Source organism: Nocardiopsis sp. B62, from assembly GCF_018070675.1.
Lineage (GTDB): Bacteria > Actinomycetota > Actinomycetes > Streptosporangiales > Streptosporangiaceae > Nocardiopsis > Nocardiopsis prasina.
The window spans coordinates 153,480-172,175 of sequence record NZ_JAGPXK010000004.1 but is presented as its reverse complement, the minus strand read 5'-3'; the positions used below and the strand labels follow the sequence as shown (position 1 = coordinate 172,175).

15 protein-coding genes are annotated in these 18,696 nt (G+C 72.6%); 4 read left to right on the top strand and 11 right to left on the bottom strand.

Annotated elements, in window-relative coordinates:
• Nucleotides 1-135 precede the first annotated feature (135 nt).
• The gene (locus KBX21_RS06530) at nucleotides 136-1,824 is read left to right on the top strand and encodes an ATP-binding protein (RefSeq protein WP_210841323.1); all 1,689 of its coding nucleotides are present in this window, start codon (nucleotides 136-138) and stop codon (nucleotides 1,822-1,824) included.
• Between the two features lie 426 nt (nucleotides 1,825-2,250).
• Here KBX21_RS06530 and KBX21_RS06525 read toward each other — a convergent pair whose 3' ends face one another.
• From KBX21_RS06525 to KBX21_RS06505, 5 genes are all read right to left on the bottom strand, one after another.
• Entirely contained in the window at nucleotides 2,251-3,585 is a 1,335-nt protein-coding gene (locus KBX21_RS06525) for an MFS transporter (protein WP_234004095.1), read from the bottom strand.
• A gap of 1,084 nt (nucleotides 3,586-4,669) precedes the next feature.
• Entirely contained in the window at nucleotides 4,670-5,794 is a 1,125-nt protein-coding gene (locus KBX21_RS06520) for an AAA family ATPase (RefSeq protein WP_210841322.1), read from the bottom strand.
• Nucleotides 5,778-6,566 carry an RNA ligase family protein gene (locus tag KBX21_RS06515; RefSeq protein ID WP_210841321.1) on the bottom strand — a complete coding sequence of 263 codons (789 nt, stop codon included), beginning with the start codon at nucleotides 6,564-6,566 and terminating at the stop codon, nucleotides 5,778-5,780. The genes KBX21_RS06520 and KBX21_RS06515 overlap by 17 nt, the downstream gene beginning before the upstream one ends.
• 57 nt (nucleotides 6,567-6,623) lie before the next feature.
• Nucleotides 6,624-7,901, bottom strand: coding sequence for a DUF2786 domain-containing protein (locus tag KBX21_RS06510; protein ID WP_210841320.1), 1,278 nt, complete (start codon nucleotides 7,899-7,901; stop codon nucleotides 6,624-6,626).
• A gap of 386 nt (nucleotides 7,902-8,287) precedes the next feature.
• Nucleotides 8,288-9,085, bottom strand: coding sequence for an SAM-dependent methyltransferase (locus KBX21_RS06505; RefSeq protein ID WP_210841319.1), 798 nt, complete (start codon nucleotides 9,083-9,085; stop codon nucleotides 8,288-8,290).
• A 272-nt stretch (nucleotides 9,086-9,357) separates the two neighbouring features.
• On the opposite strand from KBX21_RS06505, the gene KBX21_RS06500 reads away from it, so the two are divergent.
• Nucleotides 9,358-10,788, top strand: a complete 1,431-nt coding sequence (locus KBX21_RS06500) for a cytochrome P450 (RefSeq protein WP_210841318.1) — start codon at nucleotides 9,358-9,360, stop codon at nucleotides 10,786-10,788.
• Between the two features lie 28 nt (nucleotides 10,789-10,816).
• On the opposite strand, the gene KBX21_RS06495 is transcribed toward KBX21_RS06500, so the two are convergent.
• The 4 genes from KBX21_RS06495 to KBX21_RS06480 form a co-directional block, all read right to left on the bottom strand.
• Complete coding sequence (locus KBX21_RS06495) at nucleotides 10,817-12,019, bottom strand: acetylhydrolase (protein ID WP_210841317.1); 1,203 nt, start codon at nucleotides 12,017-12,019, stop codon at nucleotides 10,817-10,819.
• Between the two features lie 291 nt (nucleotides 12,020-12,310).
• Nucleotides 12,311-12,991 carry a lactate utilization protein C gene (locus KBX21_RS06490; RefSeq protein WP_247665328.1) on the bottom strand — a complete coding sequence of 227 codons (681 nt, stop codon included), beginning with the start codon at nucleotides 12,989-12,991 and terminating at the stop codon, nucleotides 12,311-12,313.
• Nucleotides 12,988-14,415, bottom strand: coding sequence for a lactate utilization protein B (locus tag KBX21_RS06485; protein ID WP_210841316.1), 1,428 nt, complete (start codon nucleotides 14,413-14,415; stop codon nucleotides 12,988-12,990). Before KBX21_RS06485 ends, KBX21_RS06490 begins: the two co-directional genes overlap by 4 nt.
• Nucleotides 14,412-15,152: a (Fe-S)-binding protein gene (locus KBX21_RS06480; RefSeq protein WP_049578322.1), complete on the bottom strand. Its 741-nt coding sequence runs from the start codon at nucleotides 15,150-15,152 to the stop codon at nucleotides 14,412-14,414. Before KBX21_RS06480 ends, KBX21_RS06485 begins: the two co-directional genes overlap by 4 nt.
• Before the next feature lie 331 nt (nucleotides 15,153-15,483).
• Here KBX21_RS06480 and KBX21_RS06475 point away from each other — a divergent pair, with 331 nt between their 5' ends.
• Nucleotides 15,484-16,185, top strand: a complete 702-nt coding sequence (locus tag KBX21_RS06475) for a FadR/GntR family transcriptional regulator (protein ID WP_049578320.1) — start codon at nucleotides 15,484-15,486, stop codon at nucleotides 16,183-16,185.
• On the opposite strand, the gene KBX21_RS06470 is transcribed toward KBX21_RS06475, so the two are convergent.
• On the bottom strand, nucleotides 16,163-16,474 hold the full coding sequence (locus tag KBX21_RS06470) for a hypothetical protein (protein WP_049578317.1): 312 nt from the start codon (nucleotides 16,472-16,474) through the stop codon (nucleotides 16,163-16,165). The genes KBX21_RS06475 and KBX21_RS06470 overlap by 23 nt on opposite strands.
• Nucleotides 16,475-16,639: 165 nt before the next feature.
• On the opposite strand from KBX21_RS06470, the gene KBX21_RS06465 reads away from it, so the two are divergent.
• Nucleotides 16,640-17,539, top strand: coding sequence for an ion transporter (locus tag KBX21_RS06465; RefSeq protein WP_049578314.1), 900 nt, complete (start codon nucleotides 16,640-16,642; stop codon nucleotides 17,537-17,539).
• A 217-nt stretch (nucleotides 17,540-17,756) separates the two neighbouring features.
• On the opposite strand, the gene KBX21_RS06460 is transcribed toward KBX21_RS06465, so the two are convergent.
• Complete coding sequence (locus tag KBX21_RS06460) at nucleotides 17,757-18,629, bottom strand: ketopantoate reductase family protein (protein WP_049578312.1); 873 nt, start codon at nucleotides 18,627-18,629, stop codon at nucleotides 17,757-17,759.
• Between the last annotated feature and the right edge of the window lie 67 nt (nucleotides 18,630-18,696).

Here is an 18,696-nt window from a genome sequence, read left to right as displayed (position 1 = left end):
GACGCGACCTCGTCCGTGCGGCGAAAAGGACACAGGAATTTCGCAGGGGCTCGAACCACGCCCTGACCCGTGACACCATGGACAGCGCTCCTCACTGAGGTGCTGTCTCCATTCTCGCTGGCCGGGAGCTGCTTCATGACACGAGCCGCCATCGTCCACGCGCACGGACCGTTCGTCGGGGCGCGGCCCTTCCGCGCCCAGGACCGGCGACACTTTCTCGGCCGCAGTTCCGAAACCGAGGAACTGGTGCGTTCCTGGAGCCGCCACCGGCTCACCGTCCTCCACGGCGACAACGGGGTGGGAAAGACATCCCTGGTCAGAGCGGGGGCCGTGCCCACGCTCACAGACCGCGGCAGCACCGTACTGCCCCAGGGCGAACTCCGCTTCGACCCGGGATTTCCCGCCGCGATACTCCCCGGACAGAACCCCTACAGCCGTGCTCTGCTGGCCCTGTGGAGCCCCTCGGAGTTCCCCACCCACGGCCCCGGCACCTCGATCAGCGACTACCTGCGCACCCACGAGAGCACCGACCGGCAGGGCCTGCCCCGGCCGGTCTTCGCCGTCCTGGACCAGACCGAACTCCTCCTGCGGCGTTCCGTCGCGCCCGAACCGGTGCGCAGGGACTTCCTGGACGAACTGTTCACCGCCGTGGAGCACCGCACCGACCTCCACCTGCTGCTCACCGTGCGCACGCAGCACCTCGACGAACTCCGGCGCCTCGTGGAGAAGCGCGAGGTCGACCACGCCGAGGTGCGACTGACGCCGTTCGCCCCGGGAACCGCCACCGACGTGGTGGCGCGCGCCCTGGCACTGGCGGGTTCACGCACCGCCGCGCGGGACGCCGACCTGCTCGTGGACCAGACCCGTACCGCCCGCGACGCTGGGCCGCGCCCGGGGCCCCCGAAGGACACCGTGGAGCCCGCCCTGCTCCAGTTCCTGGGGCGGGCGCTCTGGGAGAGGGCCAGCGAGTCCGGCGCCGCCCTGGTTCCGGACGCCGACTCCGAGGTCGACCGCCTCCTCACCGAGCGCCTGGCGGGGGTCCTCGCGGAGGTGGCGGACGAACACCTGGTCTCCCCTGAGGTTCCGTACGCCTGGCTGCGCGCGGTGGCGGGGGCCGGCCCCCGGGGAGTGGGCCGACCGGCCTGCGAGGACCCGGACAGCGAACTGACGCCCGGGGTGGTCCACGCCCTGGAGGACCGCCACCTGGTCACCGCCAACCGGGACGGCTCCGCCTACCTGCTGCGCCACCCGAAGCTGGCGGGTCCCCTGGTGTCCCTCTCCCCGTTCGCGCGCGGGCCCTCCACCCCGAGCGGCCCCGATCCCCTGGAGGCCGCCCGCGCCGCCCACACCCGGGGGGAGACGGCGCTGGCCGCCGAGCACGCCCGTCGTGGCCTGGGCGACCGACCGGTGCCGAACCCCAGGGAGCGCGCGCTGCTCACCGCGCTCCTTGGCGACCTCGCGTTCGAGCGCGGCGACCACCTGGCGGCGGCCGCAAACTACGCGGACGCAGCCAGGCAGCGCGAGGCGGTCGGCGACGGCGCGGCGGTCTCGCGCCTGCTGGTCGCCGAGGCGCGCAACCGCCTGATGGCGGGCGAGAGGTCGGCGGGGTTGACGGGGGTGGCGGCGGCCGAGGGCCGGGTGCACGCCGACCCCAGCCTGAGGGCCGGGATCGGGCAGGTGCTCTGGCTCGCGGGTCAGGGGAGCTCGGCCCTGGACGTCCTAGAGGGCGCCATGGTGGGTGGCGGCGGGATCACCGAGGCGCGGCGCACCCGCGGGGAGATCCGCGCGGAGCAGCGGGGAACGTCCGGCAAAGGGAGGAACTGAGCGTGGACTCCACCGTCCTGGTCGCCCTGATCACCGGTGTCATCACCGCGATCAGCACCCTGGGGGCCACGGCGCTGTCCGGCTACCGGACCGCGAAGGTCGAGCGCTGGAGGGCGGAGCACACCCTCAAGCGGGAGCGCGAGCAGCGCGAGTACGAGCGGGGGCGGGCCCGGCAACGGGAGGTGCACACACGGCTGGAGGAGGTGCGCGGCAGCGTGTTGCGGCTCGACATCGGCATGCGCAACATCGCCCAGATCCGGATGCACGGTCCTCCCCGCCAGGGTGGCGACGACCTGTCCGACCTCGTGCGGCAGGCCCGGACCGACATCTACGACGCGGTGATCGCGGTCGAGCGCATGCGCGACGTCCTGCCGCCGGACGGTCAGGACCACGTCGACGAGCTGCGTGACGCGGTGGACGAGGTGGTCAACCACGTTCAGGCGCGTACCGACCGGAGCGCCGACCAGGTGCACCGGGATTTGGCGTCGGGTCTTCGGGCGCTGGCCGGGGCGGTTCCGGCGGAGTGGGTGCTGGAGGCGGGAGCGCCCGTGGGGCGGCTCGGGGGCGGGGCTGGTTCCTCCGCGGAGCCGGTCGAGGGGGAGCCGAGCGCAGAACCAGGAGCAGAGTGAAGGAGAGGGTCAGCGCCCCGGTGGCCCCGCACACGAGCAGGACCGTGCCGTGCACTCCCAGGGCCTCCAGCGCGTAGCCCCCGCCCAGCATGCCCGCGGGCAGGGCGCCGCCGCTGAGGAAGCGGACGGTGCCGGTGAGGCGCCCCAGCATCTCCGGTGGGACGTGGGTGGTGTGGTAGGTCGCCACGGTGACGTTCATGTGCGCCCCGACGAACCCGATGCCGCCCCAGACCACGGGCAGCGCCGCCAGGAGCCAGGTGGACCCGGCCCGCTCGGCGCCGACGAGCAGGAGGGTCAGGGCGAGCCACGACCACAGGCACAGCACCACCATCCGGGTGGGGGTCAGCCTGCGCACCAGGACCGGGGCGAGCAGGGCGCCGAGCAGCCCTCCGGCGCCGGTGGCGGCCAGCACCACGCCGAGCAGGAAGGCGGACAGGTCCTCGTCGGTGGCGGTCAGCATGATGATCAGCCAGACCGACTGGAACAGCGCGTTGGTGATGGTGCACACGACCAGTGACCGCAGCAGGAAGCGGTCGGTGCGCAGCAACAGGAAGCCCCCGGCCAGTTCCCGGAGGACACCGTGCCGGGGGCCGGACCGCTGGGGCCTCGGCCGTGACCGGGGCAGCAGCCAGGCGGCCCACAGCCCCAGGGCGGAGACCAGGGTGTCGAAGAGCGCGGGCAGTCCGTGCGCCAGGCCGTACAGGGCTCCGCCGAGGGGGCGGCCGATCATCTGGGTGGCGTCGGTGCGGGCCTCGTTCTTGGCCGCGGCCCCGGCCAGTTCGTCCCGGGGGACGAGGAGTGGGACGGCGGCCGCCCCGGCGGTGGCGTGCAGGGTGCCGCACACGCCGTGCAGGGCGGAGGCCACCGCGAGCAGGACCACGGGTGCGTCGAACACCAGGACCGGGGCGACGAACAGGACGACGCAGGCGATGCGGGCGGCCAGGCCGACGACCATGACGGTGCGCGGGTCGTGGCGGTCCACCACGAGGCCCACGGGGATGTGCAGGACGGTGCGGGGCACCATGCCGGCGGCGGAGATCCAGCCGGCCAGCACCGGGGAGCCGGTGTGGAACAGGGCCAGGAGGGGGACGGCCAGACCGAAGGTCATGGTCCCGAGACCGGCCAGTGCCACACTGCTCCACAGCAACGCGAAATGGCGTCGCCAACGTCCGGTGTCTCGGTTCGGAAAGGTCTCCCCAACACAGGGTTCCGTTGTTGACATCGTTCTCAATGCAGATGGAAAACGTGAGTGCCGAAAACCCCGCAAGGGGTACTGGGATGGCGAATCCGAATGCCACAGGCCCTGTGGTGGAGGGCTTGTACTGAACCGATCGGTGTGGTCCACGCGGTTCTGAAGGTCCCGGTTCATGCTATCCGGAAAAGCGTGCCGCCTCGGCCTGTTGGTGTTCAAGATGAGCGTCTGAGTCGCAAGTGTCAACAGTGAAAAGGGTGATTGGTCGTTTTATCCCGTTTCCTCCGATCGACCTCAACCGCGGTCGAGGTCGCACACCGCTGGAGAACCGGTCCGACCCTGGGAGCACCGTGCCCGACCCCACCTTCCCAGCGCTCCCGCGCCGACGCCCTGCCGACGACCGTAACGCCCGGCCGCGCACTCTACGCTCCGACGGGTCGCCCCACGTGGTCCCACCGGTGTGGTTCGTGCACCTGGGGGAGCGATGGCGGATCGGGGCGTCCACCGCCTCCGTCAAGGCGCGCGACGCGCTGCGCGACCCCAGGGTGTCCCGAGCCTGGAAGACGCGCCCGTGGTCGCCCAAGGAGACGGCGACCGTCCACGACCACTTCCCCGAACGGTGTCCTGACCATCCTCCGCGACCGCTGCCACCGGGACCCGGGCACCCCCGGTGGCAGGGACACCCGCCGCTCCCTGGCGGAGGTCGGCGTCACCAGGTGGCCGATGGTCGGTGCCGCACCCGAGACCACCCTCAGCCCGGAGAGCACCCCCGACCCCAGGGGTCGCGCACGACGCCCCACGAACCCGGAGTGCGTTGACCCTCCGGGCGTCGGTGGAGGTGAGCAGCCCCCGGCGCCACATCGGCCTCCGTGGCCGCACCGAACCCCCGGGCGCGTCGCACCCCTGGAACGCGTGCGTTCGTCCCCTGCCCCACACTCGCCCCCACACCGCTCTCCGGAAGCTCCAAGGGGGTGGTGCGCAGTCCCCTCGACCGAACCGGCGCGCACGTCCCTGGCCCGGAGGTCTAGCCGGTCAACACCCGGGCGACCCGGTGGGCCTCGGTGGGGTCGGGGCACTCCCATCGCCGGACCAGCCGTTCCACCGCCGCCCGCGGCACCGGCGCGGACCTGCGGCCCATGCGTTCGCGCAGCACCTGGGGCGGTGCCTCCAACGCCACGATCTCCACCCGGGCCCGGTAGTCGGCCGCCAGGGACACCGGCCGCCCGCGCAGTTCGCGTGACACGTGGGTGGCGTTCCACACGAACGACCTGCCCGCGCGCAGGTGCTCGCGGGCGCGCTCGGTGGCGGCCGCGGCCACCGGGCGCTGGTCGGCGGTGGGACGGACCCCCAGTTCCGTGCGGAGCGCGTCCAGGCTCACCACCGGCAGGTCCGGGCGGTTCTCCCTGATCCAGTGGTCCTTGCCAGCTCCGGGCAGACCGGACATCACCGTCACGGTCATCCGGGTGTCGTCGTGCGCCGCGTAGTCGGGATCGCGGTCGGGCCTGCGGAAGAACCAGAACCGAGCGTGGTCGGAGGGAAAGGCGCGCGGTGTGTCCAGGCAGCGCTGCTCGGCGCAGTACTCGCCGTACAGTCCGATGTTGTCCAGCACCTCCGAGGCGTCTGCGCAGTGGCGCCCGAGGATGTCGGCGGTGGCCAGCACGACCAGGTCGTCGTTGCGGGCCAGCAGGCTGGCCCGGAAGGCGATCTGGCGCAGGTCCGGGCGTTCCAGGGCCCAGAACGGCACCTGGTGGTGGCGGACCAGCGCGGCCACGTGCTCACGCCACCCGATCGGGGCCCCGGACTCCCAGAGGATCCGGCGGGCCAGCAGGTCACCGCTTCGGGAGTGCCCGTGGGCGGTCACCCGGCCGTCCTCGTCGCGCCGGGTGCACAGGGGTTTGGCCACGTCGTGCAGGAGCACGGCCGCAAAGAGGCGGACCCGCTCCTCGGCGGGCCGGGCACGCCACTCGGGCAGTTCGGAGAGCGCTTCGCACGCCATGCGGGTGTGCACCTCCACGTCCCCCTCGGCGTGGTGGACCGGGTCCTGCTCCACCCCGGCCAGGTCCCGCACCCACGGGAAGGCCTCCCGTACCCGCTCCCAGTCCAGGCCCCAGTACGGCGGAGCGGGGCAGAGCTCATCGAACGGTCGCATACAGCACCTCCGGATCGGCCAGCGCGTTGGCGATCAGGGGCCGGTCCAGCCAGTGGGTACCCGCGTCCAGGATCGCGGAGGTGAACTCCGCCCGCACCCACTTGTACCGGTCGACCGTGTGGTCGCCCTCCTCGACCTTGACGTACAGCCCCTCCATGAGGTCGGAGTCGTCCGTCTCGGCCAGAGCCCGTTCGGGGTCGGCACCACCGACCCCGGCGGCCTCGGTCAGTGCCGCCCGCCACCCGGGGGTCCGGCACGTGGAGGTCCCCAGCAGCGCGGTCAGCTCCGTGAGCGAGGCCAGCGGCCCCTCGTGCAGCACGGGCACCGACACCACCGGGGTCCCGGCCAGGAGTCGCCTCCTGCGCGGCGTGGACAGGAACGTCCCGTCGCGGGTGTCCAGCACGTCGAACTCACAGAAGTAGTGCGGCAGCGCGTCGTAGTACACGGTGTGCCGGGCGTACAGCCACTCGCCGTAGAGCACGTACCGGTCCTCCAACCGGGGCCACAGCGCGGGCGCCACCGCCGCCGCCCAGGCCTTGAGCGGTGCGAACTGGCGCTCACGGGGGCCGCCGGTCAGGTAGTGCCCCCGGCTCTGGAGCCGTAGCACGCCGTCGGGACCGAAGCTGATCCCGGAGTTGGCGCCGTCCAGTTTCTCCTCGACGACCAGGTGCCGTCCGGCCAGGTGCGCGAACGGCTCGGCCGACAGGTCGTGGTCACCGTGCTGGAGCCGCGACCCACGGATGTGCCGTGTGCGGGGGTACTTGCGAAGCATGTGACGGTTGTACACACCCGACGGACCCCGGAGCCAGCGGTTTTCCGGCCCGAGCCCTCAGGTCAGTCTGGAGCGGGTTCCCAGGGAGGCGGCGTCGGCGGCGGCGCGGCCCTCGTACCAGCCCTCGGGGCTGGAGGGTCCCCGGACCCGGGACGAGGTCAGCGCTCCGAAGGCCTCGTCCACGGCGGCCTCCACCGCCTTCTCCCGGGCGGCGAACACCGGGACGAGGTCGGTACCGGTCTCGGCGGTGACCGCCTCCTCGGCGGCGCGCGCCGACTCGCTGAGGCGTTCGCCCACCCGCACCGCGAACGCGGACATGAACGACGCCCGGAAGTCCTTGCGCGCCCCGCGCCCGGAACGGTCCCGTTTCGAGCCGCTCACCCGCATCGCGGCTTCGGCCTGCACAAGCAGGGACGTGTACAGCAGGTCCACCGCCTCCACGTCGCCGGGGAACCCCATCACGGTGCTCAGGCCCAGTTCCCGGTGCCACACGGCACGGCAGTGGTTGGCCTCGGCGACCTCGGTCAGGAGCACGGCCCGGTGCTCGTCGTAGGGCGAGTCAACGGGGAGTCTGCGGGCCGAGGCGGCCTCCGGCTCCTCGGGGTCCTGCGCCACAAGGGCGAGGTCGATGCTGTGCCGGGCCATCATCTCCTGGGCCCGAGCGGTCAGCGCCTCGGCCTCCGACGGGAACTCGGTGGACTCGGCCTTGGCCAGCAGCGCCCGAACGCGCTGGAGTCGTCCCCGGTCCACCGGAGCGGAGGTGTGCACACCCGGCCGGAAGGTGCCCGGAGGCGGTCCCAGACGGCGCATCGGCGGCAGCACGCGCAACACGGCCAGGAGACGCAGGACCACCTCGACCGCCTCGAACCTCAGCAGGCCGTGCTCGGTGCCCAACCGGGTCAGGTGCTGGTCACCCGAGCCGGGGGCGGTCGCGCCCAGGGCGCGCACCTGCTCGGTCCAGCGCGGGTCCACCGTGGCGGCGGAGTGGCGTTCGAGGTCGGCGGTGACGGCCTCGGCGCACACGGCCGCGGCCAGCGCGCCGGACTCACGGGACACGTGCCGGACCGTCTCCGTGGGCTGCCAGCCGCGCGCCCAGGCGTCGGCGATCGCGAAGAGCAGGGTGTCGAAGAGCGCGCGTCCCGCCGCCCCGGCCCAGGCGGGGGCCTCGGCGTCGGCCAGCCGGGCCGCCGCGAGGTCCACGCCACCGCCCTCCTGCCCGCGCACGAGCGCCTCTACAGCTCCGGTGACCACCTCCACGGGTGTGTCCGAGGGACCTGGCCCGGCCCACTCGGCCTCGGCCCGCGCGTCGCCGCGTCTGCGGCCCTTCCTGCCCACGGTGGTACTCCCGGTTCGAGAAACTGTCGGGCCCTGCGGCCGTGCGGCCCCCTCCGGGCCGACTGGCCATCCTACCGGCCAGCGGTGGCCTGCGGATTCGGCGGTGGGGTGGGGGAGCACACCCCACCGGCCCCGCGGACCGCCCCGGGCCGGTCGGGGAGTGATCGCACCGCGGGGCGCGGACCGACCGGAACTTCCGGGTGGCGGTCCGCCTCGTGGAGGTGGTCAGCGGGCGGTCGTTCGCCGACCGGCTCGACGAACGGGTGCTGGTCCGGCTCGGCCTGACCGTCGGCACCCGGATCGCCGCGCCGGAGGGGCACGGCCCGCCCGTGCCGGGTCCCCGAGCCCGGAGCACGGGGCGGCCCCGGCACGGGCGGTGTGACGCGTCAGGGCTTGCGGGCCACTCCGCCGTAGTGCGCCACCTCGCTGATCCGGCCGACCTCGGCGGGGTTCGGCCGCCAGAAGGGGACGGAGACCACCCCGGGCTCCAGGAGCTCCAGCCCGTCGAAGAACCGGCCGATCTCCTCCGGGGTGCGCAGGTGGATGGGGAGCGCCGCGTTCTCGTTCCAGACAGCGGCGGAGTCGACGATCTGTTGGCTGGTGTCGGTGCTGTCGCACAGGGCCAGGAAGCTGCCCGAGGGCAGGGCGTCCACGTAGGCGCGGGCCAGCGCGTAGGTCCGCTCGTCGGCGGGGAAGTGCCCGAGCGTGCCCATGATGTTCAGCCCGATCGGCTGGCTGAAGTCCAGGTGCTCGCGGGCCTCGGCCAGCAGCGCCTCCGGGTCGAGCAGGTCGGCGTCGATGTAGTGGGTGGCGCCCTCGGGGGTGCTGGTCAGGAGTGCGCGCGCGTGGGAGAGCACCATCGGATCGTTGTCGACGTAGACGATCCTGGAGTCGGGCGCGACCCTCTGGGCCACCTCGTGCGTGTTGTCGGCGGTGGGTAGTCCGGTACCGATGTCCAGGAACTGTCTGACGCCCTCCTCACGGGCCAGGTGGGTGACCGTGCGGATGATGAACTGCCGGTCGGCGCGGGTGAGCTCGACGATCTCGGGGAAGGAGCTCGCGACCTGCTCTCCCAGCTCGCGGTCGACCGGGTAGTGGTCCTTGCCGCCCAGCCAGTAGTTGAACACGCGGGCGGAGTGGGCGACGGTCGTGTCCAGGGGGGCGGTGCTCGGGGTGTCCGTCATGGGGGCCTTCCGGTGAGGCGGGGCTGTCACGAGTCAGGCGCAGTATCCTGCCCCGCCGCCCCTGCGAGCAACCCACATCCCTTTGTTCCCAGGGGTTCGCGGGTTCCGGCGGTGCTCTGCGCCGCCGCTTCGGCAGCCAGTCCGATTCCTCCCGAACCGTCCTGCGGAGGGGGCCGGTGCCCGACGCCGAAAGGCGCCCCTTTCCTCACGGAAGCGACCCGGAAACATGCGGCGCCTAGCGTCGTCCCCACCGCAGCCACCGAGGAGTCTCCATGCGTCACGGAACAGGGTCCACGGGCGATGACGCGGCGGGGGCGGCGGGCGCCGCGCGCTGTCCGTACACCGCGCAGACCGCCCTCTCCCCCCAGCAGGACGGCGACCGCGGTCTGGCGCGCGGAGAGGAACCGCCCTGGGACCAGCTGCGCTCCCGACACGGAGGGCTGGTCTCCGTGGAGGTCTCGCCCGGTGTCCCCGGCTGGCTCCTGCTCGGCTACAAGGAGAACCTCCAGGTCCTGCGCGACCAGACCCACTTCTCCGCCGACCCGCGCCCCTGGAACGCCAGCGGGGCGGCGCCCGTGCGCGGGGCGGCCCTCAGCCACGACGGCGACGAGCACCTGCGCCTGCGCCAGCCGATCGTGGACGCGCTGGCCTCCGTCGGCACCCAACAGCTGGTCCCGGTGGTCCAGCGCGCCGCCGTACACCTGATCGGACGGGTCGAGTCGGCGGGCGCCGCCGACCTCATCGGCCAGTACGCGGCGCCCCTGCCCGCTCTGGCCCTCAACGAACTCCTCGGGCTGCCCGACTCCTACGGGCACCTGCTCGCTGACCTCGGCGCCAACCTGTGGAGCGGCGACCCGGACAGAGCCGCCACCGCCGCACCCGCCGTGCGCGCCTACTTCCGGGGGCTGGTGGCCCGCAAACGCGCGGAGCCGGGTCGGGACCTCACCTCCTTGATCCTGGAGCACCCGCACGGGCTGACCGACGACGAGGCCGTCGAGGCGCTGCACCTGCTGTGGGCGGCGGGCCACGAACCGACCACCCACCTCATCGGCAACGCCCTGCTCAGGCTGATCGAGGACCCCGGAGTGTGGACCGCCTACCTCGGCGGCACACTCACACCGGAGGACTTCGTCGACTACGTCATGTGGACCGAACCCCCGGTCAGCGTGCTCGCCGGGCGCTACGCGACCACGGACATGAGGTTCGCGGGGGCCCGGATCAGGCGGGGCGAGCCGCTGCTCTTCGGGTTCGGCTCCGCGCACACCGACCCCTCCGTCTCCGGTGACACCGCCGACTCCGTGGCCCTGCTGGCGGGGAACCGCGCCCACCTGTCGTGGGGCGCCGGCGCCCACCGCTGCCCGGCCACCGCCTTCACCCGGGAACTGGTGCGCACCGCCATCGACACGGCGCTGGACCGGATGAGGGGCATGGTCATGGCGGTCGAACCGGCCGGACTGCGGTGGCGCCCCGCACCCGGAGTGCACGGGCTGGTGGAGCTGCCCGTGTGGTTCACCCCGACCGGGGAGCGCGAGCAGTCCGGAGCCCGGCCCGAGCCCCGCGAACCGGTCGTCAGGCGCAGGAGCCGCCGCAGGACGCGCCTGCCCGCCGCTCAGGGCGCCCGATACCAGGCACCCTTCGCCGAGAAGCCGCACGTCCCCGACCCCCTCGAACAACTTCTGGAGGCCTGGAACCCCCGGAGCTGAGCCCCGGAGGCCGTCCTTCAACCGAACCTCAGCCGCCCTCGGGGTCCACCACGACCAACTCGGGGTGGACGCTCCCCGGATCGTCCAGAATCGGCTGGTCGCCGCCGCGCAGGTGATGGTCGAAGTAGGCGGAGGCGTAGCTCCGCACCAGGTCGACCCCGTGCTCCACCGGGAGGTCGCCGAACTGCCTCCGCCAATCCGTCGGGGTCATCGTGTCCCGCACCCCGAGCTGTTCCATGAGCACGCCCCGGTCCAGGGCGGTGGAGTGTCCGGAGTCGGTGACGCGGATCCACTGGCGCCAACCGGTCAGACCGGCCCAGCGCTCCTCCCAGCCGGGCCAGGGGTGTCCCTGACCGTTGGCGAGCAGAGCCAGGGGCTTGTCGATCTCCGCCTCCAGCTGCGCCGGGTAGTAGGGGCCGTCCAGGTTGAGCCCGGCTTCCACGCGCTCCTCGGTGGCCAGCGTCTGGGCGGTGGCGGTACCGCCCCAGGAGTGGCCCACCATGCCGGTCCGGTCGGTCGCGACGAGCTCGGACCAGCGCCAGGCCTGACCGCCCTCCAGCTCGTCCAGGAGGAAGGAGACGTCGTCGGCCCGGTTGACCGCGCCCTCCTCCCACTGCTCGGTGGCGCAGGCCCCGCACCACTCCACGAGGCCGTCGGGGAACTCCACCGGGTTTGCCTCGTGGCGGTGGTCGATCCCGGCCACCGCGAAACCGCGGCTGGCCAGGTCCTCACCGAGCGAGGACATCCAGGTGCGCGAGACCCCGGCTCCGGGGGAGATCACCACGAGGGGCAGACCGCGGTCGGTGCGTACCGGGGCGACGTCCGCCACGGAATGGGTACGCACCCTGGCCAGGGTGTCGGCGGGCAGGTGGTCGAATCCCGCCTGCGCGAGAATCGCCGCGGACTCGGCCCCGGTCAGGTAGGGGGCCGCTCGTCCGGCGTCGGTGCGGGCCGGGTACCACAGTGTCACCATGATCTCCCGGTCGCCTCCGAACCACGGGTCCTCGCGGTCGGTGTCCACCAGGTGCAGGTCGGTGGTGCCCACGGGTGCGGGGCCGGTGGGTTCGGGCAGAGCGGCGGTGGGCGGGCGGTCCCGGTCGGTCGAGGCGGCGGCCGGACCGGCGGCGAGGGTGCCGCCCAGGGCCAGGGCGCAGGCCAGGCTCAGGGGCGCGGACGGTCGCCGGGCGGCGGGCCGGGCGCGTGCGGGAGCGGGGGAGGAGGGGCGGGGCATCGGGGAACCTTCCCGTCGTGGTGGGTCTGCCATCCACCGCAACGCTAGGTATCGGGACCCGTCTGGCACGAGGGTGCACACCGGCGACTCCGCCGGGGGCGAACCGGCACCCGCATGGTGGGGCGGGCACGACCCGTGCCTCCTCAGCAGCGTCGACCCGCTGACCGAGGCGGTGCCCCGCCCGCAGCGAGTGCCCGCCCCGTCCCCAGCCTCCGGTCGGCCGCGACGGCACCTCGTCGCACCCGCACCAACGGCCTCGCCGGTGGGCCAGGAGCCACGGCTACCGACACCTCAGTCGGAGGGCTCCACCAGCAGCACCTCCAGAGTGCGGGGACCGTGTACGCCCTCCACCCGGTTGAGCTCGATGTCGCTGGTGGCCGAGGGGCCGCTGATCCACGTGAGCGGCCGGGCCGGGTCCAGGAGCCGGACCGCCCCCGGCACCCCGTTCACCACCTGGTCGGCCCGCACCACGCACAGGTGGTAGTCGGGGACCAGCGTGAGGGCCCGGCGGCCCTGGTCCGGTCCGGCGTCCAGCACGATCGTCCCGGTCTCCGCGACCGCCAGCGCGCACCCGGTCACCACGCCGTCGCAAGCGTCCAGGTCGGCCACCGACAACGGGGCCTCGGGGGAGTCGGTGAGCCGAGGCGCGGTCACCCGCGAGAACCACTCCCGTGGAGCACCCGAGGCGACCGCCACCCGGGCGGCACCGCGCCGTTCCAGCGCTGCGGCGATCCGCTCGGGCAGCGCCGCCTCCGGTACCCGTTCCACCAGTGCCCTGTAGTCCTGCAGCCGGTCCACCAACACCTCCAGGGCATCCCCCTCGAAGTGGCTCTCGTCGTACCCGTCCCCGGGGGGCGGTGTCACGTGTTCGTCGGCGGGCACGTCCGCGAGCGCCGCCCGCACCCGGGCCAGGACCCGTTCCCGGGAACCCATGGCCCCACCGCTCCCGCCACGCACGTCCGTGCCGCTCATCGCTGCCCCTTCCCCCGCTGCTTCCACCACTGGCGGAAGGTCTCCCGGGGCACGTCCGGCAGGTCCCGGGTGTCGGTCCACTTCCCCGCCTGCCCGGGCAGGTGCCGGGGCAGGTCCCCACCGACCAGCCCCGCCGCGCGCTGCACCGCGTCCAACGCCCCGGCCGAACCGAACACCGCCTCCGCCCCGGCCATGACGGCCTTCTCGCCGAGGTGCCCGGGGCCCTCCGCGACCCGTTCACGCAGGTGCACCAGGACCTCCGGGATGTCGATGGCCACCGGGCAGACGTCGTAGCACGCCCCGCACAGCGACGACGCGTACGGCAGCGCCCGGTCCACCTCCGAGGACATCCCCCGCAGCTGCGGCGTGAGGATCGCGCCGATCGGCCCCGGATAGACCGACCCGTAGGCGTGACCACCGGTGCGTTCGTAGACGGGACAGATGTTCAGGCAGGCCGAACACCGGATGCAGCGCAGCGCCTGGCGTCCGACGGTGTCGGCGAGCACGTCGGTGCGGCCGTTGTCGAGCAGCACCAGGTGGAAGTCGCGCGGACCGTCCCCCGGGGTCACCCCGGTCCAGGTGGAGGTGTAGGGGTTCATCCGCTCCCCGGTGGAGGAGCGGGGCAGCAGCTGCAGGAACACCTCGAGGTCGGACCACGTGGGCACGACCTTCTCGATCCCCACCACGGAGATCAGCGTCTCCGGCAGGGTCAGGCACATACGTCCGTTGCCCTCCGACTCCAACACCACGAGCGTCCCGGAGTCGGCGACGGCGAAGTTGGCCCCCGACACCGCCACCTTGGCGCGCAGGAACAGTTCGCGCAGGTGGACACGCGCGGCCTCGGCCAGCGCGCGGGGGTCGTCGGTGAGCCCGGGCGGGGCGGGCACCCCCCACTCCGACATCCGGTCCAGGAAGATCTCCCGGATCTGGGAGCGGGCCAGGTGGATGGCGGGCACCAGGATGTGGGAGGGCAGGTCCTCGCCGAGCTGGACGATCAACTCGGCGAGGTCGGTCTCGTAGGCGGTGATCCCGGCCGCCTCCAACGCGTTGTTGAGCTCGATCTCCTGGGTGGCCATGGACTTGACCTTGACCACCTCGGTCTCACCGGTCCGGCGCACCAGCCGTGTGACGATCTCGTTGGCCTCGGCCGCGTCGGCGGCCCAGTGGACCGTGCCGCCCGCGCGGTGGACCGACTCCTCCAGCCGTTCCAGGTGGTGGTCAAGGTGGCGCAGGGTGTGGGTCTTGATCCGCTCCCCCTCGGCGCGCAGCCGCCGCCAGTCGTCGCCGAGCTCACCCACGACCGCGTCGCGTTTGCCCCGGATGGTGTGGGTGGCCTTGTGCAGGTTGTGGCGGGTGCGGGAGTCGCCGACCGCCGAACGGGCGGCCTCGGGAAAGGGCGGAAGGCCCAGGAACGTGGCGCTCATGCGTGCGCGTACTCCTTCTCGGTGCTGGCCAGGATCTCGGCGATGTGGGCGATCCGGACACCGGAGCGCTGGCGGGACAGGGTGCCGCCGATGTGCGTCAGGCAGGAGTTGTCCACCGCGCACAGGACCTCGGCGCCGGTCTCGGCCACGTGGCGGGCCTTGTCGAACCCCATGGCGGCGGACACGTCTCCGTTCTTGACCGAGAACGTGCCGCCGAACCCGCAGCACTCGGCGGCACCGGGGAGTTCGAGCAGTTCCAGGCCGCGCACGGCGCGCAGCAGCTGGTAGGGGCGCTCACCCAGGCCGAGGAGGCGCAGCCCGTGGCAGGTCGGGTGGTAGACGACCCTGTGCGGGAAGTAGGCGCCCACGTCGGTGACCTCCAGGACGTCCACGAGGAACTCGGTGAGGTCGTACACGCGGGGGCCGAGGTCGGCCATCTTGCGGGAGAGCCTGCTGCCCGCCGCGCCGAGCCGGGGGTAGTTGTCGCGCACCATCGCCGCGCACGAGGCGGAGGGGACCACCACCGCGTCGGCACCGTCGAAGGTCCGGGCGAAGCGCACCGCGAGCCTGGCTGCGGGGCGCCGGTACCCGGTGTTGTAGTGCATCTGACCGCAGCAGGTCTGGTCCTCGGGGAAGACCACCTCGTGGCCCAGCCGCTCCAGGAGACGGACCACCGCGCGCCCGGTGTCGGGGAAGAGGGTGTCGTTGACACACGTGACGAACAGGGCGATCCGCATGGGCCTCCTTCACGCCCCGGCCCGGCAGGAGGAGCGTCCGGTCCGACGGACGGCAACCGAGGCAAGTGGTCCGACCACTTTTGCACAGCGGCGCGAGAGGGGGCAAGAACCCCGTAGCGGTCTCGGCGCACGCGCGGCGGGCGGTCGGGTGGCATTTCCACGACACAGTAGGCCGCGCAACCACTCGGGCGAGGTGTCCGTCCGGTGCGCGGGGGAGTCCCTGGAGCCATCCATGGAGCAGGTGGTCCGACCAATCGGCGAGGTCACACGGGCGCGAGCACGGGCCTGGCGAGTAGAATCGCCGTGTTCGTGACGGAGACGGGGGAGTGGCGTGGTCGAGGACGTGCGGACCCCGGTGGCCCAACGGGCCGTCGAGCGGATCAAGGCGATGATCGCCGACGGGGAGGTGGGTCCGGGGCAGCGGCTGCCCACGGAACGGGAGCTCTCCGTCCGGCTGGGCGTCTCCCGGGGATCGGTACGCGAGGCGATCCGCTCCCTCACCACCCTGGGCGTGCTGTCGGTCCGCCACGGGGCGGGCGTCTACGTCACCGCGCTGCGCCCCGCCGACCTCCTGGAGGCCTTCTCCGTCCTGGCCGAGGTCTCACGCGACGAGACCCTGCTGGAGGTCCTCCAGGTCCGCCGGATGATCGAACCCGCGGCCACCGCCGTCGCCGCCGCCCGCGCCACCCCCGAGGACCTGGCGAGGATCGGCCGCCTCCTCGACCGGATGGAGGAGGGGGCCGACCGCGCGCCCGCCGACCACGCCGCGGACGACCTCGGCTTCCACCAGGCCGTCGTGGCCTGCGCGGGCAACGCCACGCTCTCCGCCGTCCACGCCGGGCTGTCCTCGCGCACCTTCAACGAACGCGTCTGGGCCGGGCTCGGCGGGCAGGGGCTCACCGACGCCCTCTTCCAGGACCACCGGCGCATCCACGAGGCGCTACTGGCCCGCGACCCCGAGGCGGCCCGGGCGGCCGCAGCCGCGCACGTCCTGCGGGTGGAGCGCTGGCTCAGCCTTCGAGCCGACGGTTGACCCGTTCCGCGTACTGCTCGGCCCTGAGGATCCGAGACAGATCCTCGCGCCGGGGTTCCGTGGAGCCGTCCTCCTCAGGAGCGGACTCCCCGTCCGGAACCTCCTGGCCGACCTCCGCGTCCACACCGAGTACCCCGTGGTCCTCGATCTCGTCTATCCGATGGTCATCGGAGTGGTCCTCCAGGTACTCCGCCACGGCGGAGTCCTGGTCCGGAGCGCCCGCGTCCATCTCGGCGTCCACGTCGTCGACGTCCGTGGCGTCCCTGTCGAATTCGGCGGATTCCGTCATCGGCGGCCCCCTCGCCCAGGTTTCCCTGTCTTCGATCATGCCTGGTCGTGGCGGAAGACGCCAGTGGGGAGCGCGTGGAGGGCGAAGAGGACGAAACGGGGCGCCCGTTGCCGACGGTAGGCTTTTGCGCCGTCGTCCGAAGACAGAGACGGAGTTCTCCTCCCAGTGATCACGCGCGAACGGGTCCGTGCCCTCGTCGAGGCCCCCTGGTTCCAGGCCAGCGTCATTACCCTCATCCTGATCAACGCCGTGATTCTCGGTTTCGAGACGTCGACGCGGATGATGGACAGCCACGGTGATCTCCTGAAGAGCATCGACCGGGTCATCCTGGCCCTGTTCGTCGTCGAGATGGGCCTGCGGATGTTCGCCCATCGCCGGGAGTTCTTCCGGGACCCCTGGAGCTGGTTCGACATGGTGATCATCGGGATCGCCCTGCTCCCGGCCTCCGGTCCGTTCGCGGTGCTGCGGATCCTGCGGGTGCTCCGGGTCCTGCGCCTGTTGTCGGTGATCCCGTCGCTGCGCCATGTGGTGGCCGGGTTGTTCCGCGCGATGCCCGGCATGGCCTCGATCATGGTGCTGGTGGTGCTGCTGCTTTACGTCTCGGCGGTGATGGCCACTCGGCTCTTCGCCACGGACGCCCCGCAGTACTTCGGTGATCTGGGGACCTCGCTGTTCACCCTGTTCCAGATCTTCACCGCCGACGGCTGGAGCAACATCGCGGCCGAGGTGATGAAACACCAGCCCTACGCGTGGGTGTTCTTCGTCGTCTTCGTCATGGTGTCCACGCTGATCGCCCTCAACCTGTTCATCGCGGTGGCGGTCGAGGCGTTGGACAAGGCCGGACACGAGGAGCAGTACGGCAGACCCGGGCAGGGCGGCGCCCCGAGCGCCGAGGAGGGCAGCGGTCCCGACGGGGATCCGGGCGACACCCCCGACGGTGGCGCCAGCCGGACCCCGGACGAGGGTCAGCGGCAGATCCTGGCCGAGCTGCGGGCGCTGCGCGCCGAGGTGGCCTCGCTCCGCGACGAGCGCGAGCTGCTCCGTGGCGAGCACGAGCGCATCTAGTCGCCGCACCAACCAGCAACCGCCCCGTGGTGCCGCGTCATCCGAAGGGCGTGCCCGCAAAGGGGAAGGCCACGCCAACTCCGAGGGCCGGACCCTCCACCGCCACCGCAACGGTCCGAGGTCAGCGGTCGCCGGTCGTGGAGCTCACTGAGCCGGGTTCGAGGACTGTGGGACCGGCGGTGCCACGCGTGGCGGGGTCCTCTGCGTCCTGGGCCGCTCAGCGCGCTCCCGTACGGGCGCGGAGCTGTTCGGCCAGGCACTCGAGTTCGGCCGCCGTGGAGGGTGAGGCGTTGTTGAGTCCGCTGTGCACGGCCGTGGGGCTCCTCAGGAAGCGCCGGAGCACGGCCACGAGGGGCCCTTGCGGCAGAGCCCGCAACGCGGCGAACGCGCGAGGCACCGGCGGCGTCTCCATCGAGGCGAGGTTGTGCCGCATGATGTGCAGCATGCCGCGGACCGCGTCCGGATCGTCGGCCAACGCTTCCGGGCCGCCCGCCGCGTAGGCCGCCTGCTCCAAGGGAACCGCGGACGCGGCGTGCGTCCTGAGCCAGGCGTCCATCCGCGGTTCGGCCCTGGCGTTGATCCCGGCGGTGCGGAACGTTTCCACGATCCGCTCCAGACGCGGGGTGGTACGTCCGTCCGGCTCGCCGACCGGTGTCGCGACCCGGCGGGTGAGGACATTGCTCTTGCGGTAGCGGACCACGTCGCCGTCCATCGTGCCGCCGGTCGTGGGGAATCCCAGGAGCAACCGCTCGTGGCCGATCCCCGCGCTCAGCGCCTCCGGTCCGCCCGCCCAGTTGAGCATGGAGAGCACGTCCCCCGGGACACCCGCGAGTGATTCCAGCACCGCGTCCGCCTGATGGGCGCGGACGAAGACGGTGATCAGGTCGTACCCGCCCTCCGGGCGCTCGACCACCGGTACCGGCACCTGCTTGACCGCCGGGCTGTCCTCCTCGGCGAGCCGCACGCCGTGTCCGCGCAGGGCTGTCAGACGCTTGCCCCGGGCGAGGAGCGAGACGTCGTGGCCGGCCTCGTGCATCCGCGCGGCGAACAGGCTGCCGCACACCCCGGCGCCGTAAACGAGCAGCTTCATGATGATCCTCTTTCATACGTCCGTTTGAATCATACGTTCGTTTGATTCAAACATATGTATAGTCGCT

Excerpts from the sequence above, each read along its gene's own strand:
- KBX21_RS06530 (WP_210841323.1), top strand. The coding sequence starts at position 136 with ATGACACGAGCCGCCATCGTCCACGCGCACGGACCGTTCGTCGGGGCG.
- KBX21_RS06520 (WP_210841322.1), bottom strand. The coding sequence starts at position 5,794 with ATGCGACCGTTCGATGAGCTCTGCCCCGCTCCGCCGTACTGGGGCCTG.
- KBX21_RS06515 (WP_210841321.1), bottom strand. The coding sequence starts at position 6,566 with ATGCTTCGCAAGTACCCCCGCACACGGCACATCCGTGGGTCGCGGCTC.
- KBX21_RS06505 (WP_210841319.1), bottom strand. The coding sequence starts at position 9,085 with ATGACGGACACCCCGAGCACCGCCCCCCTGGACACGACCGTCGCCCAC.
- KBX21_RS06500 (WP_210841318.1), top strand. The coding sequence starts at position 9,358 with ATGCGTCACGGAACAGGGTCCACGGGCGATGACGCGGCGGGGGCGGCG.
- KBX21_RS06495 (WP_210841317.1), bottom strand. The coding sequence starts at position 12,019 with ATGCCCCGCCCCTCCTCCCCCGCTCCCGCACGCGCCCGGCCCGCCGCC.
- KBX21_RS06490 (WP_247665328.1), bottom strand. The coding sequence starts at position 12,991 with ATGAGCGGCACGGACGTGCGTGGCGGGAGCGGTGGGGCCATGGGTTCC.
- KBX21_RS06485 (WP_210841316.1), bottom strand. The coding sequence starts at position 14,415 with ATGAGCGCCACGTTCCTGGGCCTTCCGCCCTTTCCCGAGGCCGCCCGT.
- KBX21_RS06480 (WP_049578322.1), bottom strand. The coding sequence starts at position 15,152 with ATGCGGATCGCCCTGTTCGTCACGTGTGTCAACGACACCCTCTTCCCC.
- KBX21_RS06470 (WP_049578317.1), bottom strand. The coding sequence starts at position 16,474 with ATGACGGAATCCGCCGAATTCGACAGGGACGCCACGGACGTCGACGAC.
- KBX21_RS06460 (WP_049578312.1), bottom strand. The coding sequence starts at position 18,629 with ATGAAGCTGCTCGTTTACGGCGCCGGGGTGTGCGGCAGCCTGTTCGCC.